Below are 16,943 nucleotides of genomic sequence, written 5' to 3'. Positions count from 1 at the left end.
CCGTCGCCAAGGATTACTCACCCAGCGTCCGAATTGCTGAGCGAGAACATCAATAAATCTATTTATTCGGGTATTCTGCATAAAAAACAGTAATTACTATGTGCCACCTATTTTTAAATCATAAAATGTATGAAAATTAAAATTTACCAGATAGTAACTGGATTGTCGATCGTCCTGATGACAGCACTCTTCCTAAGACGTTGTGAAATCACCATCGCCAACAGCTCCACCCTACCAAAAAATTTACCACCGACAGCCACCGTACTCCCCCCAAGCACCACCGCCACCCCAGAAATAGTAAATCCACCCAAACCCAAGCCCACATCAACCCCCAACCCACCAGAAGAAATCAGCAATGCCTCATCAATACCTCCAAACGTCGAAGCCATAGGCACTTTGCGCGTCAGTAACCGCAGCGAACACCCCGTGCGAGTGGCCCTGTTGGCCAAAGGAGAAGCCGAAAAATCCTACAACAAACCCGCTCACTGGGACTTTGCACCAGGAGAAGGTGGCGGCAAAGGACTGATGCTCTCGCTTCCCGAAAGAAAACTCAAAATCAAACAGGGAGACATTCTGGTTGTCTTCGCTCAAGATGGCTCTCGCCGCTACTGGGGGCCCTACGTCGCCGGAGAAACAGCCTCCCCCGCTTGGAATACCAAAGCCGGAGAATGGCAATTAGTTTTATCACCCTGAGAAAATCTCAATCAGAATTATTCATCTCTCTGCTCTTCCTCTGCGCCCTCTGCGCTCTCTGTGGTTAAAAAAAATCCTCAAAAACTAATCCAACCGCTTAATTTTGTCACCCTGAGAAAATCTCCACCAGAATTATTCAACTCTCTGCTCTTCCTCTGCGCCCTCTGCGCCCTCTGTGGTTAAAAAAAATCCTCAAAAACTAATCCAACCGCTTAATTTTGTCACCCTGAGAAAATCTCCACCAGAATTATTCAACTCTCTGCTCTTCCTCTGCGCCCTCTGCGCCCTCTGTGGTTAAAAAAAATCCTCAAAAACTAATCCAACCGCTGCAACTTAGCACTCCTGGGATCGATAATTTTTCGACCCAAACCCGAAAACTTAATAGCCAAATTAACCTTCTCTCCATCCCCCAAAACATGAGTAATTTCTCCCAGCCCAAAAGCAGGATGAACAACTCGATCCCCCGCTTTCCAATCTACCAATTGTAAATTTTTACTCTGTTGAGAACGCCGGGAATTCGATGCTGAACTATTGGTTTTACCAGGGGAAGCAGCAGTTTTTCCAGCCTTAGTTTTCCCCGCACTTCCAGCGATAAATTCTCGTGGCAATTCCCCTAAAAATAGCGAAGGAGTACAATGTTCGCGGAAACCTCCCCACAGGCGGCGTTCGCGAGTGTGAGTTAAAAAGAGTAGTTCGCGAGCGCGAGTGATCCCAACATAACACAAACGCCGTTCTTCTTCTATGGCTCTGGGGTCATCTAAACTGCGGAAATTGGGAAATAAACCTTGTTCCATTCCGACTAGAAATACTACGGGAAATTCTAACCCTTTGGCAGAGTGTAGCGTCATCAGCGACACGCGGGAATCTTCTTCTTGTAAGTCGTCTAAATCTGAAGCTAAGGATACTTTTGACAAAAATGCTGTGAGGGTGGCTTCTTCGTTTTGTTCTTCAAATTGCAGCACCGCATTGTACAATTCTTGGACGTTTTCGATGCGATTTTCGGCTTCTTCGGTTCCTTGATTTTTGAGGTCTTCAATATAACCAGAATCTTCGATAATTCCTTGGACAATTTGCGAAGCAGGCAAGGTTTCAACTTGCGATTGCCAATGGGAAATCATTGTGGCAAACTTAATCATAGCTTTTGCCGATCGCCCTGCGATGGTATTCACATCAGACTCATTCTTGAGGATTTCCCACAGCGGAATGCCCAATTGAGTTGCAGCATCTTCGATTTTCCCAAATGTAGTATCGCCAATACCGCGCCGGGGAGTATTAATGATGCGTTTGAGGCTCACGCTGTCGTCGGGGTTGGCAAGGGTTCGCAGGTATGCTAGGATGTCCTTGATTTCTTTGCGATCGTAAAACTTCAAACCGCCGACAATATTATAGGGAATATCTAAACGCATTAATGCTTCTTCAAAGGAGCGAGATTGAGCGTTAGTGCGGTAGAGAATCGCAAAATTGCTCCCCTGTTCAAATTCCGAATTTTGACGCTTTAAGGTGTGAATTTGACCAGCCACAAATTCTGCTTCATCTATTTCATTGTCAGCGCGCCAAATCGTAATCGGTGCTCCTGGTTCGCGAGTGGCACGCAGAACTTTGTCGATGCGTTCGGTATTGTTTTGAATCAAGTGGTTGGCGACTTCCAGGATATTCGAGCGCGATCGATAATTCTCTTCTAATTTTACCATAGTCTTGGTTTTTTCGTCAGACAAACCATCCCCAAAATCTTCTTGAAATTCCAGCAATATGGTATAATCTGCCATGCGAAAACTGTAGATTGATTGATCGACATCACCGACTATAAAAATAGAGCGATTTTGCCATTTATCGAAGTTTTTCGGGTCGGCATTATTTGTCACCAAAAGCCGAATTAAATCAGATTGAGTCCGGTTAGTATCTTGGTATTCGTCCACTAAAATATGACAAAACTTTTGATGCCAATAATTTAATACTTGCTCATTTTGGCGTAAAAGTTGCACAGGAACTAGGATTAAATCGTCAAAATCTAAAGCATTGTTGGCGGCTAAAGCATCTTGGTAACGAGTGTAAACATCAGCAATTACGCGGCCTCTATAATCAGGTTCTGCTAACAAGTATTCTTGGGGCGACCAACCTTTATTTTTAGCATTGCTAATCGCGTATCGTACTTTGCGAGGGTCAAATTTCTTGTCATCGAGGTTGAGAGTTTTGGTGACAATTTGTTTGACCAGACTTTGAGCATCTGATTCGTCAAAAATTGAAAAATTGCGTTTCCACTGTCTGCCTTTTTCGTCTTGATATTTTTCAATATCATAGCGGAGAATCCGACCACAAAGAGAGTGGAAAGTTCCCATCCAAATGTGTTTGGTAATGTTACGATAAATTTGCGATCGCAATCTAGTTTGCACATCCGGTGCTAACTCTTCCAAAGGTTTGCCATATTCGGCTTCAGCTTGTTGAGTGGCTAGCAGTTTCTCAATTCTTTCTTTCATCTCTCTGGCTGCTTTATTGGTAAATGTCACCGCCAGAATATTTTCAGGATTGACTCGATTGGTGCGAATTAAATTAGCAACTCGGTAAGTTAGAGCTCGTGTTTTGCCGGAACCTGCCCCGGCTACTACTAACATTGGGCCGTTATAATGTATGACTGCTTGGCGTTGAGATGGGTTGAGTGTGCTGAGAAAGTCGGTAGTTTGAGTCATAGCTAGAATGTTAGTTTGATTTTTTTAATGAATAAATAATACTTGGTATGGAATACCGCGAGTTTTGTTAACGTAATGTGCGCTCGCCCTACAATATAATATCAGATCAGACGGCGGTTTAAACCGCGTCTACACAAACGATGTCCGCCTCCGCAGACTTAAGAGAATAGCCTAAAACATAATTTTCACCGCCTATTTTTTAACCCGCGGAGGCGGGTTTTGTCTGTATAGCCGCGGTTTCAACCGCCCGGTATTCTAACGTTTAAATATTTGTTTGAGGCCAATTGCAGCTAATATTCCGAATCCAATCCAGATGGCGACAATCACAACAGCAGCAGCCAGATTTATCGGTTTCTCTCGGTTTATTTGTGCGGCGGCTTGTTCTCGACACTCGGCTAATACTTCTGGCGGAATCATTTTGATTACTAGCCAAATCCCCAAAGGTACAATGATTAAATCGTCCAAGTAGCCGAGAATTGGTATGAAATCGGGAATTAAGTCGATCGGGCTAAACGCATAGGCAACGGTAACACCTGCTAATATTCTCGCATACCAAGGCACTCTGGGGTCAATACTGGCTAAATAAATAGCGTAAGTTTCTTTTTTAAGTTTCCTAGCAAGTTGTTTTAAAGATTGCATCTATTAACTATTCTTAGATAAATTATCAATTCCCTATGCCCTATGCCCTATGCCCAATTCCCTATTAATTTAAGTTGCTAAAAATGTAACCGTGCGGATATTTTAAAATTTCCATTCCAACATAAGATTATACCATCTATTGTATCTCAAGAGAATCAAGTTTATGAATCCAATTGTCCGATCGCGCGATCGCCTTAATTTCCGCAGTCTGCTAACAGCTTTATGTTTAACCTTAACTCTCGTTAGTTTCACCGGATTAGGCCCGGCCCAGGCTCAAGAACAGCGGCTCAGAACGCTGACAGTTACTGGGCGCGGGATAGCAGCAATTCCGACTACTCAGACTCAAGTGCGTTTGGGTGTTGAGGTGCAGGGGAAAACCGCCGCCGAGGTGCAGCAGGAAGCGGCGAGGCGATCGTCTGCTGTGGTAGAGTTACTGCGATCGCGCCAAGTCGAAAAACTCGAAACTGCCGGCATCACCCTCAATCCCATTTATAACTACGAAACTAAGCCGTCACCGCAGATCACAGGCTATACGGCGACGAATACTGTCACTTTTCGGATTAATACTCAATCTGCCGGGACTTTGCTCGACGATGCGGTGAATGCCGGGGCTACACGCATTGATGGTGTGAGTTTTGTGGCGGCCGAAAGTGCGATCGAATCTGCTCGAAAACAAGCCCTCAAAACAGCAACCCAAGACGCTCAATCGCAAGCTGATGCGGTCTTGAGCGCCCTGAATCTCAAGCGGGGAGAAATTCTGAGTATTCAAGTCAATGGTGCTTCTGCGCCGCCTCCTGTGTATCGGCAATTTGCTGGTGCTCGCGCTGCTGTTGCTGATGCTACAACGCCGGTGGTGGGAGGGGAACAGCAAATTGAAGCATCTGTGACTTTGCAAATTAGTTATTGATTGGGGCTGCATTCTAATTGAACGTAAAATGCTAGATATAGCCTTTCTCAGAAAGATGAGGTACTATCGGGCATAGGGCATAGGGCATAGGGCATAGGGCATACCTGACTTTTTTGAGAACTTCTATATGTTAGAAACCCGACTTCTTAAAAGAGTCGGGTTTCTGGGTATTTTATTTTTTTATTTCTGTCTAATTTTTGTAATATAAAATAGCTTAAACATCAGAATAATGTGATAAAATTAAATCACTAAATATCAAAATCAATATCCAGTAAGTGTCGGCGAAGTTATTAGCTGCATGGGTAAGCTATGGGATTTGCGAGGTGAATTGGAGCGGCAAGCCAGAAGAGAAAATACTCACTATGATGACGCTCAGTTGCCCAGACTGTGGATTTTGACACCGACAGCATCGAAACCATTGCTGGAGGGTTTTGGCGCGATACCCAACCCTGAGAATTGGGTGAAGGGTGTCTATTTTTTGCCTACGCATTTGAAATCCGCAATTGTGGTGATTCACCAATTGCCAGAAACTCCAGAAACCATGTGGTTGAGGATTTTAGGCAAAGGGGGAGTGCAGCAAAGGGCGATCGCCGAATTGAGCAGTTTAGCAACGGATGATCCGTTACGGATTATCGCGCTAGAATTATTGTATCGCCTACAATCACATTTGGTAGCCGAAACTCAAGAAGAATCAGAGCCAGAAGAGCGGGAGTTAATTATGGCCATTGCACCACTTTTTCGAGAACAAATACAAGCTGCACAGCAACAAGCTAGAGAACAAGGGTTAGAACAAGGGTTAGAACAAGGGTTAGAACAAGGGCTAGAACAAGGCAGACAAGCACAACAGCGCTTGATTTTAGAAAATTTTCTGCAAGTAAGATTTGGAGAAATTAACTCAAAAATGACGGCTTTTTTATCTCCAATATCAAACTTTTCCGCAGCGGATTTTACGGTGCTGTTGCTGGCAATATCGATGCTGACAGTCGATGAAGCAGGAAGACAACAAGCGGTCAGATTATTAGCCGAAAATGTCTTGAAAATGCGCCAAAGTGAGTTGGGCGATCTTCTGCCGACAGCCCTTACCAATTTACTAGCATTACCTGTGGATGAATTGACATTGTTTGTAGAACAATTGCCTCAGTTATCGGCGGATGAATTGAGAGTAAGGTTGGGATAAAAACCGGGATATGACTTGTTCGGGTAGTCATCAACTCTACCCGAATTTTCCGCGATCGCGTGAAAGTCATCCGAAAAATCTATGCGCGATCGATCCCTAGCTTTTAGCGTGACATACAACCAAGTGCCGTATATAATGGAGAGACTAGATAAACCGTATTTTGTATGACTAAAACTACTAAATCGGAACCATCAGCCCTATTAGAGGCTCGTGTCAGTCCAGAGATTAAAGCCCTTTGGCAAAAAGCCGCTGACTTAGAAGGACGTACCCTAACAGATTTCGTCATCGCCAGCGTTCAAGCAGTCGCTTCCAAAGTTATTGAACAGCACCAAAGACTGAAACTTGACCTTGACGACAGTGAGGCTTTCGTGAATGCCCTCCTGAATCCAACCCAGCCGAATCAAGCTCTCAAAGCAGCAGCCTTGCGCTACAAACAAGTGATGGGCGATGGTACTCATAATTGAACCCTTAGATAGCAGCAGACATCACAGAGAGCTTTTTTGTTGTGGACAAGATAGTTTGGACAACTACATCCGCAAACAAGCTTCTCAGGATCTCAAAAAGAAAGTCGCAATCGTATTCGTTTTAGTGGACTCTCCCAACACTGATGTGATTGCCTATTATACGCTTTCTGCATACACCATTGAACTCGCAGATTTGAATGAATCTTTTGCAAAAAAGCTGCCTCGCTATCCCCTTCTACCTGCTACATTACTCGGTCGTTTGGCAGTCGATCGTACTTATCAAGGTCAACATCTCGGCGAGTTGATTCTGATAGATGCTTTGACCAAAGCACTCTTAGCAACTGCACAAGTTGCATCTCTCGCTGTCATTGCAGAAGCTCTGGATGAGCCAGCAGCCAATTTCTATCAAAAATATGGTTTTCAAAAGTTCAAACAAAACCCGATGAAGCTTTATCTACCAATGAAATCGGTTGAAGAACTTTGTCAAAATTCTAACATTTAGTTGATTTTGTTAAAAACCGATCGCACATCCCATCCCCAACCCCAACACCACCGACACCCTCACAAGCTCAAATTACTACCAGATCGGCGATCGAAGTACCCGATATCGACTAAAGTAAACAGAAATTATAATTGGCGGTGACTTGAGTGATTGAGACTTTAGCAACAGGAATCGCAGCAGCAGGTTCGCTGCTAGCATTAGGCGGGCTAGGCCTGGAGTTGAACTATCGCCTGCTTCCCCGTGGAAATAAACTAGAACTCACAGCCGGAGAATGGCACTTAGCCATAAACGAAGCCAACCACTACCTTTTAGTAGGGGAAATGGAGTTCCGCAACCTGACAAAGCGGTTTGAGATCATGTTGCCAGAAGTGCGTGCAAAGGTGAAACTGATCTCAGATGCTAGTTTAGATGATGTGACTTCCAAAACCAAGGTGATTCCTTGCCACAAAGACGCATCAGCTAGAGCCGATGATTACTGGTTCGGCTACATCGTCAAAGCCCAAGCAACCACGAAAATCAAAGTCTCCATAGACATTCACGGGCAAGATTTAACCAAATTGCAGTCAGCTTGGGTGCAAGTACATTTCACCACCTACGGCCCAGGCGGGCGCATCCCGAAAGTCCGCCACGTCGTAGTACCACTGCAATTTCCCAACTCCGAGACAGTACCAAACGCCCGCAATGTCGGAGTTGCCGAAGTTTTACCAATTCGCACCCACATTCTGACAGAAATAGACAATCCCGTCGAAATTGTCAAACGTTACGTGCTTCCCCGCGCCCAAAAAGGCGATATTGTCGCCCTAGCAGAAACTCCCTTAGCTTTGATGCAGGGACGTTATCGCCATCCCAGCGAAGTTAAACCCGGATGGGCGGCTAAGCGAGTGTGCTTGTTTTTCTTACCCATGTCCAGTTTAGCTACAGCTTGCGGGATGCAGACTTTAGTTGATGTAGTTGGGCCTTGGCGCGTAGTTGCAGCATTTGCGATCGGCGCTGTAGCTAAAGTATTCGGTAAACCGGGAGTTTTCTACCAACTAGCAGGGGAACAAGCTAGACTGATTGACGACGTTACCGGGACATTGCCTCCCTTTGACCAATTTATCGTGCTTGGACCGGACAATCCCCAGCAAGTTGTAGAAGAAATTCAACGAGAAACCGGACTTGCCGCGGCGATCGTAGACGCTAATGACTTGAAAGCAGTTAAGATATTAGCAGCGACCTCCGATTTATCAGTAACATTTTTAGAGCAAGCCTTGCGTAGCAACCCCGCAGGCAATGCAGATGAGCGCACACCGGTGGTTGTAATTCGACCCATGCCGAAGCACTCTTGAGTTAAAAATTAAAAATTAAAAATTAAAAAAGTGATTTTTAATTTTTAATCCAAGGAAGAAGGGGAGAAAACAGAAAACTTTTGAGTGATCAGCAATGAATTCAAAACTCAAAATTTCCTTAATTCTTCCCCTTTGGAACTTTTTAATTTTTAATTTTTAATTTTCTATTCCCCACTTTCCTGCTATGACTTCACTCCCTTCCCCAAACCAAAACCAGGTTGCGATTCGCCCCTTTCAGTATCGCGACATAGAGGCGATGGAACAACTTTGCGCCGAAACAACCGACGAGGCAGAAAACCCCAAGGGCGCAAGCCCGGACTTGGTATTGAACCGCAAGTTGCAGCAACTTCGCCGTTGGTACGGACTCCTAAAGATTTTGAGCCTGTTTCCCAACCCTTTTCAGTCGCTGTTTCGGGCTCATGTTGCTGAAGAAGAGGGCATTGTTAAGGGCGTAATTCAGATTTCTCCCTTCAACCGCACCCGCAGCACTTGGCGGATCGATCGCATCGGCGTAGACTCAGAAGCCCGTAGCAAAGGAATTGGTTCCATGCTACTGCGGCACTGCTTCGAGGCAGTGTGGGAGGCTAGAACATGGCTGCTAGAGGTGAATGTGGGCGACAAATCAGCCCTGGCTTTGTATCGGCAAAATGGGTTTCAACCTTTAGCCCAGATGACCTATTGGACGATCGCCCCAGAACGTCTTCAAGAAATGGCCTGTGCTACCCCAGATTTGCCCAACTTGCTACCTGTGAGCAACGCCGACGCTCAATTGCTATATCAACTAGATACCGCGTCTATGCCACCCCATGTGCGTCAAGTATTCGATCGGCATATTCAAGATTTCAAAACCAGTTTTTTAGGTGCTTTAATCGAAGGTGTCAGACAGTGGTTAGGCAAAACAGAAGTAGTCAGTGCTTACGTGTTTGAACCACAGCGCAAAGCCGCGATCGGCTATTTTCAGGTACAGTTATCCCGCTGCGGTAACGAGCCTCACGTCGCCCAATTGACCGTACACCCAGCCTACACCTGGCTGTACCCAGAACTGCTGTCCCAGATGGCCCGCCTAGTCCAAGATTTCCCGGTTCAAAGTCTCAATCTAGCTTCCGCTGATTATCAGCCCGAACGAGAAGCTTATTTAGAGCAATTTGGAGCCGTGCGTGTGGAACACAGTTTGTTGATGTCGCGATCGGTATGGCACAAATTGCGCGAGTCCAAATTAGTCTCACTCGAAGGACTCCAGCTATCAGAAATGCTGCAAGGTTTCCAGCCAACTCGCAAACCCGTGCCCGGTAGAATGTCGTGGCTAGGTCCGATCGCCCCAGAAGCCGCAGCCACACCTCCATCGTCCGAGGTTAAACCCCTGTTGGCTGACACAGGAAACAACCAAGCCAATCAAGTTAACCCCTTGAACAGTCAAATTTCCGAATCAACAGCAACAGATGATGCCAGTATTTTGCCTCTGAAATTGTCCGATTTGCCGATCGACGGTAGCTGATACAGCGTATTCCAGGTTTATAGAACGAATTCATAATCCTCGTCAATGCACTGTCTCTACAGCTCGCCTATTACGTGAGGCTAAACAACCTCTTCACTCACCTTGACAGGGCTGGGGGTCAAGCTCTACACCCGCTGCTTGGCTCGCCCTTTAACAAAGGCGATTTGTGTCCAGAATTTATTCTCGGGGTGACAACGCCTCTGAAACCTTGATGAGTCAAGCTTGGAGGCTCCTTAGCCTTGAACCCACATTCCGCAGATATAACTCGGACTACTGGTTACAGCAAAGCCCTAGTTCAATTTGGAGAAATTCGTGATCGTATTGTTATAGTCAGTTTATAGTAGTGTAGGGCTTTCGCTGTAACTGTTAGAGTCAATCTTTTCAGGTCGTGCTACGCTAAACGAATCGCACTAAGAATTATAGGTTAATAAAGTATGGCAGAACATCAAGGTATGACTCCTACCGTAATTGTTGGCGTGGGTGGCACAGGCAAAACAGTTTTACTGAAAGTACGTGCAATGATTGCGGAGTCATACGGCGCTCTGGATCAATTGCCGATAGTTGCTTTTTTACACATTGACACAGACCAAAACGATCTCAAGGCTCAATCAGTAGAGGTACTCAAACAAGATATATCCCTTCGTCCTGTCGAACAGATTCACGCCAAAGTTGATAAAAGTGATACGGCAAATATTTTAGGTAGGTTAGATGACTATCCGCATATTGCGGAATGGTTCCCTAGAGAACTCAAAGCTACTGAGTCTATCCTTGATGGAGCAGGTCAGGTAAGAGCGCTAGGTAGATTTGCTTTTACCCATAACTATTCTGCGATTAAAGAACAATTTTTAAGTGTAATGCAGCGAGTCATTGAAGGACGAGAAGTAATGACTCGAACAGGGGTAAGAGTCGATCAAGGAGTCAATGTATTTGTGGTTTGCTCGCTTTTGGGTGGAACAGGATCGGGAATGTACTTAGACCTTGCTTATTGCTTGCGTGACTGGATTCCTGCTGCTAATCAACCACAAACCTCAGCTTATCTGGTTCTACCTGGTACAGCCCGTGGGGTAGCAAAAAGACAAATTGCTAATTCCTATGCTGCTTTGATGGAACTTAACTATTATTCTAGCAGTAATACTCGTTTTGAAGCTCAGTATACAGCTACAGAGGTAATAAGCGATCATGCTGGAAGAAATCAACCTTTCCGGTTTTGCTATCTGGTAGGCAACACAAATCCTAACTATCAGATTCCTGATTTAGGAGGGGTGATGGATATGGTTGCTCAAAATATATTTTTGGACTTTAGTTCTGGGCTTAGTCAACATAAGAAAACGATTCGAGATAACATTGCACAATTATTAGGTGGGTTAGATGCCCTTGGCTATCCTCAAAGCTTTATGACCTTTGGTCTTTCGGCAATTCAATTTCCACTTAATCGTGTTCTGGATGCTTGTGCTTCTCGGTTGGCGGGGCGTGTTGCTTCTTGGTGGGCAAATCCCAATCCAACCTCTGTAAATATGAGGGATGTAGTGAAGCAAACTCTGCGATCGCTATTTTTGTCCGAAGATGATGGCGATCATCAAATTTTAAATACTATTTGTAATGCTGTCAGTGGACAAACTTATACTAAGGAAGTGGAGTCACAGGTAGAATCACTGCGGATTATTCGCAAAGAACAAAATCTTGAGCTAAATGCTTTGGGGGGTTTTGTAAGAATTCGTAAGGAGCAAGAATTCAAGCCTCACTTTCAGGATAGCGATCCTAAGCCAGCTAACTGGAGTGATTACTTTAGAAAAATGTGGAATAACACAGAAAATCTAAAACGGGAAAAACCCTTGGATCTACGTGCCATTATTTATGACATGGTGGAAGATCGTTTTCGCGGCGCAAGCTATACCCGTAATTTTTTGGAAGAGCTTCGTAACATATTAGATAAAGAATATAGAACTGTTTTCAATCGCGATCGTAGTGAATTTCTTTCTGAAATCACTGAAGACAAGGAAAATGAACTAGATCATTTAATTCAAAAGCTGATCAAAGACGGAAATGATTTTTGGAAAAAGTTAGTTGCTCGGAATGTTGTAGAAACAAGTTTTGAAAATTGTCTGAAGGCGATTCAAAAATTTTACACTGGTAGAATAGAAGTAAAAACTCGTGCTTTAGCTTTCCAAGTGCTAGATGAATTGATTAAAGAAATTAACGCTCTTCTCTTAAACATTGGAAAATACGAAGAAGTCTTAAGCAGGGTGCAAAAAAAGCTGACGGATCGAGAAAAAACATATATCCAAGAAACCAAAAATCTAACGATCAATGGAATTGTTCTTTTTAAAGAAGAAGTTGTCGATCAAATTTACACGACGGTAATAGTAGATAAAGAGGCTAATAAGGTTGAATCTATCTCTAGGGGGCTTCTTCAGGAGCAAAGCAAACGACTTTTTGATTTTTATAGTTTTGATAAAACAAGAGAAGAGGAGTTATACAGCCAACTTTTAAGTGCTGCTTTTGATGTGTTTGAAGATAGCCGACGGATTCGGATATCGGCTGCCCAACAGTTTATTGAGCAATATTCAACTCAAGAGCAAGAAACTCTTGCCCAAGAATGTGTAAGGCGTAGTGAATCTTTCTTGCGTTTTACAACGGTTACTGGCTATACAGATACTCCTGCTAAACGTCAAAGTTTGTTAGGAATAGAAGGTGGCACAACGCCAACCGATCCATCAGTCACAAAGGTTTTAGCTATTATTCGTAAGGCAACTTCTTTAAATGATCGCGATATCAAGTCTCTAAATGTGCCTCATTATATTTACTTTGCTCAAGAGAGAGGCGCTTTTCCTTTGAGAATGATTGAGGGTATGTCTGAGATGCGTCAATGTTATCGTACCTTGCCTCGTGAGGACACCAATCCATTGCACACGCACTCTGACAGCCGACGTTTTCTCGATCTGATGCCAGATACGCAACAAGAGACTGAGGTAAAACAAAACTTGATCTTGGGGCGTGCCTTTGGTTTACTGATCGAGATTAATCAAGACGGAGCGCGTGAAATCCGCTTTACCTACAAGAGTAAGGCTACTGGTATGGAAGAAGTTCAGTCTTTGGGTGCTAGTTGGCAAGAGGCGGAAGACTTTTTGCTTAACAATCAACATAGCTCGAAACGCCAAATTCTTGATGATATACTTCGGGAAACTGGACAAAAAGCGCGTACTGTAGCAGAAAAACGTGAAATCTATCAGAAATTGCAGGACTGGCTAGGTAAGTTTGCTACTAAGTTTGAAAATGGCAAAGAAAATTCTGAATATAAAAAGGCTAATGAGGCGATCGCCAATTATGTCAAAGAATATGGACTCTATATTCCAGATGACACAGCCACCAGTAAGGATAACCCTAGTGCTAATAAGGTGGATAATGACAGCCTCACAAACAATCTAAGCAAGTTTAGAAGTCTGGTCGAGAAAACCTACCGCACTCCTAACCCATCCAAAGAAGACTTGCGAGTCATAGAGCTTCGTCGAACGAGACTTAACATTTCTCAAGAGGATGCCAAACAGATAATTGCTGAATTTGCCCCAGATTCTGCAAAGCAAAACCACAAAGAAGAATACGCAGGAGTTTATAAATCATGTCTAAGTAAAGCAAAAGATGCAAATCTCAGCGATGAAGACTTGTCTGAGTTAGAAAATCTACAAGAAGAACTAAGTCTGACTGATGACGAAGTTTGGGAAATTAAGAAGGACGTGCGTAATGAATTGGGTATAAAATAAATTAAGTGTGATCAAAAGTATAAGTTTTTATGAAATGTCCGATCGCAAATCCGAGCTGCCCAATCCTAAGTGGCAGTGCGTCTTCTAGTAGCTCTTGTCCTAATGCTGGTTGCACTTATCGTGGAGGGAACCCTCTTGCCGCAACGGTTACAGCGGTTGCTATCTGTGGTGCGATCGCTACGGGGGTCTATTTTGCTTTTAAAGAGAAAATTAATCCAACGCCTACACCCGCACCCACATCGACAAACCTTACACCTTCACCCACACCGACAATTCCTACACCCTCGCCTACACCCGCACCCACATCGACAAACCTTACACCTTCACCCACACCGATAATTCCTACACCCTCGCCTACACCCGCACCCACTCCTATACCTAACATAGTTACCATTGACTCTATTGATACGTCTCAGCCCAACCCACAGGTACTGACGATGGATGGTAGCGTGACTATGGTCAAGATGATCAAGTTGTTGCGGAATGGTTATGCACAGGTCAATCCAAATATTCCGACAACCTATGGTTTTGACGTTAATGGTGAACCGAAGGATGGTGAGGATGTGCGTCCTACTGGTTCGGCTTCAGGGTTAAAAAATTTAATTGACGGGAAGGTATTGATGGTAGCTACCTCTCGTCCACTGAAACCTGAAGAAGCAAAAGCGGAGGTCAAAATAATTCCTATTGCTCGTGATGCGATCACTATTGTGATTGGCAAAGATAACCCATTTCAGGGAAGTTTAACAAAAGCTCAACTGCGCGATATTTACACGGGTAAGATTACTAACTGGTCAGAGGTTGGAGGCGCGAACTTACCAATCAAGGTTTATAACCGCAGTCCAGACAGTGGAACGCGAGGATTTTTCCAAGATGATGTTTTGCTTGCGGCAAAATTTGCTCCAGATGGTGAAAACTTTAAGACATGGGAACGCGATGAAACAACGGCAGTATTAAGGGTTTTGGGAAACGATGGTATTTACTATACAACTGTCTCTCAAGCAGAACACCAAAACATGATTAGAATTGTCCCCATTGATGGCATTAATCCTGAAAATAAAAAAGCGATCTTAGATCGTACTTATCCGATGATAAGAGATGTCTATCTCGCTGTTCCAAAACAGTCTAGCCCCGCTGTCAAGCAGTTTGTCGAGTTCGCCCTTTCTCCTGAAGGTCAACGTATTGTTGAACAAGCTGAGTTTATTCGTTTGAAGTAAATATAAATAGTAGGCAAAATGTTGTTCTTTCAAAGAATACTGAAGAGCTTTTTATGGCTATCTCTTGCTGTTGTAGCGGTTTTTGCTGCCCAATGGTTAGAAAAATTTGTTGCAGGTTGGCTGGGGACTAACTTAGAATTATTATTTTTTAAAATTAAAGATTTTCCACAAGGTACATGGGATTTGTTTCGGTATGATATCACGGGATTACTTATCCTAGATATCCCGATTAAAATATTTTTGGGCATCTGTATTTTTTTTGGTTTAGCTGTCCTTGAGGATCGTGAGGGAAAAAAACTTATTGGAATGATAATTGGTATACCAATTCTTTTATATGTCTTAGTACCAGCATTGCTACCCTATGCTATTTACGGTATAGTTTTTTGCTGCTTAGGCATGGTAATGGCTAATACATATTACTTAATTGGATCTCCTGCCGTGTTGTTTTTTAGTGTGCCTATCGTATTGGTATTTTCTTCTGTTAGTAGTATTTTTAGCTATAATAACTTAGTAGATAGCATCTATTTTAATTGGATTCGAGAAGATCAAGCATCAATTACAAACTTTATAGACTTCTGGTTCTACACACTTAGAGTTTGGATTTTTGGTAAGAGGATGTTTGATCCTTTTTGGCAATACTGGGTAGCCCTACCAGTAAACTTTATATTCAGTATATTATTCCTGTCTGGTGCTAGTTTTATTACTATAACAATAGCTAGTTCTGCTGTTGAAGAAATTGATAAGAAGCTTAATGAAAATGGTCAGAGAGTTCCATCAAAGAACAGCAATCCCATAGCTATTTTTCTTGCTACCTTGTTTGCTATTTTTGTCTTATTTAATTGTTTCAAATGGGCAACTGACAATTCTAAATTTGTATTAGCTAACTCAACTAATTCTCCGAAAGCAACTCCTGCCATGATTGCCACTGGTAACATTAACACTTCCCTATCCAGCACGAATACTCTTTCAATTGATGGCAGTGTAACAATGGTTAAGATGATGAAATTTTTGCGGGAGGGATACAGGCAGGTAAATCCCAAGATTAAAATTACCTATGGCTTTGATAGAAATGGCAAGCCTAGTGAAGGAGAAAAAGTTCGACCGACTGGCTCATCTGGAGGACTAAAAAATCTGATTAAAGGCACTGTAACAATGGCTGCCAGTTCACGACCTTTAAAACCAGATGAAGCAAAAGCAGGAATCAAACTTATTCCAGTTGGGCGTGATGCCATAGCCGTTGTTGTTGGAATCAATAATCCTTTTAAGGGAGGAATAACTACAAATCAACTGCGTCAAATCTATCAAGGGCAAATAACTAACTGGTCTCAACTGGGGGGACAAGACAAACCAATCAAGGTATACAATCGTGGTGTAGAAAGCGGAACTAGAGACTTTTTTAAAGAGCATATCCTTTTAGGTGATAGGTTTGCCCCCGACACTGAGAACTTTAAAACATGGGAACGTGACGAAACAACAGCAGTATTGAGAGTGATTGAGGATGATGGGATATACTATACTTCAGTATTCCAAGCTCAGGGACAGAAAAATATTAGAGTTGTTCCTATTGAAGGGATTAACCCTCTTAATAGGGATACAATTAAGAAAAAGATTTATCCCATTAGTCGGGATCTTTACTTAGCAATTCCAACCAAAACCAGCCCTGAAGCAAAACAGTTTATTGAGTTTGTGCTATCACCCAAAGGACAAGAAATTGTAGAAAAAGCAGGACTTATTTCAATTTTTTGAAAATTACAACAAGAAATCATCTCGTAACTCACCACTCTCAGCCCTCTTTGAAAGAAATAAGTTTAACAGTCCTCTTCAGAGGACTTAAGCTATAGCAACCGCCAAGGCGGTTAGGACGCAAGACGCAAGACATCCTCGATCGCATGGAGGAAACAATTAAACCGATCGAGCTGTTTGCGGATGCGACTTTTTAACCAAGACCAGCACTGTTCAATTTTGTTAAGGCCTGGGGAATAGGGGGGAGGGTTTGGGCATGGTTCGCGTTCGCAACACAGAAATCTCAACTACAAAATTAGCAACTTTTTGATGTCTTGTCTGTTCAATTGAGGATGATCT

The 16,943-nt window shown here is 43.4% G+C and carries 13 protein-coding genes and 1 pseudogene; 10 read left to right on the top strand and 4 right to left on the bottom strand.

The window, feature by feature from the left end:
• The first annotated feature begins 129 nt into the window (after positions 1-129).
• Complete coding sequence (locus AAFP11_RS21715) at positions 130-693, top strand: hypothetical protein (protein ID WP_341738940.1); 564 nt, start codon at positions 130-132, stop codon at positions 691-693.
• A 314-nt stretch (positions 694-1,007) separates the two neighbouring features.
• On the opposite strand, the gene pcrA is transcribed toward AAFP11_RS21715, so the two are convergent.
• Positions 1,008-3,377 (bottom strand): DNA helicase PcrA, encoded by a 2,370-nt coding sequence (gene pcrA, locus AAFP11_RS21710; protein ID WP_341738939.1) that lies wholly within the window; start codon positions 3,375-3,377, stop codon positions 1,008-1,010.
• Between the two features lie 255 nt (positions 3,378-3,632).
• Entirely contained in the window at positions 3,633-4,016 is a 384-nt protein-coding gene (locus tag AAFP11_RS21705) for a YkvA family protein (protein ID WP_341738938.1), read from the bottom strand.
• A gap of 163 nt (positions 4,017-4,179) precedes the next feature.
• Here AAFP11_RS21705 and AAFP11_RS21700 point away from each other — a divergent pair, with 163 nt between their 5' ends.
• From AAFP11_RS21700 to AAFP11_RS21670, 7 genes are all read left to right on the top strand, one after another.
• The gene (locus AAFP11_RS21700) at positions 4,180-4,923 is read left to right on the top strand and encodes an SIMPL domain-containing protein (protein WP_341738937.1); all 744 of its coding nucleotides are present in this window, start codon (positions 4,180-4,182) and stop codon (positions 4,921-4,923) included.
• 298 nt (positions 4,924-5,221) lie between these two features.
• On the top strand, positions 5,222-6,100 hold the full coding sequence (locus AAFP11_RS21695) for a flagellar assembly protein H (protein ID WP_341738936.1): 879 nt from the start codon (positions 5,222-5,224) through the stop codon (positions 6,098-6,100).
• A 164-nt stretch (positions 6,101-6,264) separates the two neighbouring features.
• Positions 6,265-6,564, top strand: a complete 300-nt coding sequence (locus tag AAFP11_RS21690) for a DUF1778 domain-containing protein (protein ID WP_096829969.1) — start codon at positions 6,265-6,267, stop codon at positions 6,562-6,564.
• Positions 6,548-7,066 carry a GNAT family N-acetyltransferase gene (locus AAFP11_RS21685; RefSeq protein WP_341738935.1) on the top strand — a complete coding sequence of 173 codons (519 nt, stop codon included), beginning with the start codon at positions 6,548-6,550 and terminating at the stop codon, positions 7,064-7,066. Before AAFP11_RS21690 ends, AAFP11_RS21685 begins: the two co-directional genes overlap by 17 nt.
• 146 nt (positions 7,067-7,212) lie before the next feature.
• Positions 7,213-8,394: a F420-0:Gamma-glutamyl ligase gene (locus AAFP11_RS21680; RefSeq protein ID WP_341738934.1), complete on the top strand. Its 1,182-nt coding sequence runs from the start codon at positions 7,213-7,215 to the stop codon at positions 8,392-8,394.
• A gap of 184 nt (positions 8,395-8,578) precedes the next feature.
• Positions 8,579-9,889, top strand: coding sequence for a GNAT family N-acetyltransferase (locus tag AAFP11_RS21675; RefSeq protein ID WP_341738933.1), 1,311 nt, complete (start codon positions 8,579-8,581; stop codon positions 9,887-9,889).
• Positions 9,890-10,323: 434 nt separating this feature from the next.
• Positions 10,324-13,647 (top strand): tubulin-like doman-containing protein, encoded by a 3,324-nt coding sequence (locus AAFP11_RS21670; RefSeq protein WP_341738932.1) that lies wholly within the window; start codon positions 10,324-10,326, stop codon positions 13,645-13,647.
• A 187-nt stretch (positions 13,648-13,834) separates the two neighbouring features.
• On the opposite strand, the gene AAFP11_RS21665 is transcribed toward AAFP11_RS21670, so the two are convergent.
• On the bottom strand, positions 13,835-14,041 hold the full coding sequence (locus tag AAFP11_RS21665) for a hypothetical protein (protein ID WP_341738943.1): 207 nt from the start codon (positions 14,039-14,041) through the stop codon (positions 13,835-13,837).
• Here AAFP11_RS21665 and AAFP11_RS21660 point away from each other — a divergent pair.
• Together AAFP11_RS21660 and AAFP11_RS21655 are read left to right on the top strand one after the other, a co-directional pair.
• The gene (locus tag AAFP11_RS21660) at positions 13,983-14,861 is read left to right on the top strand and encodes a phosphate ABC transporter substrate-binding protein (protein ID WP_341738942.1); all 879 of its coding nucleotides are present in this window, start codon (positions 13,983-13,985) and stop codon (positions 14,859-14,861) included. The two genes, AAFP11_RS21665 and AAFP11_RS21660, sit on opposite strands and share 59 nt — an antisense overlap.
• An 18-nt stretch (positions 14,862-14,879) precedes the next feature.
• Positions 14,880-16,607 carry a phosphate ABC transporter substrate-binding protein gene (locus AAFP11_RS21655; protein ID WP_341738931.1) on the top strand — a complete coding sequence of 576 codons (1,728 nt, stop codon included), beginning with the start codon at positions 14,880-14,882 and terminating at the stop codon, positions 16,605-16,607.
• A gap of 110 nt (positions 16,608-16,717) precedes the next feature.
• Here the strand turns inward: AAFP11_RS21655 and AAFP11_RS21650 are convergent.
• Positions 16,718-16,849 (bottom strand): annotated as a pseudogene (locus AAFP11_RS21650) (transposase); the annotation flags it as partial.
• Positions 16,850-16,943: the final 94 nt, after the last annotated feature.

The sequence above is a fragment of the Microcoleus sp. CAWBG640 genome (assembly GCF_020883015.1).
GTDB classification, from domain to species: Bacteria; Cyanobacteriota; Cyanobacteriia; order Cyanobacteriales; family Microcoleaceae; genus Microcoleus; species Microcoleus anatoxicus.
This window is presented reverse-complemented; position numbering and strand designations above follow the sequence as displayed.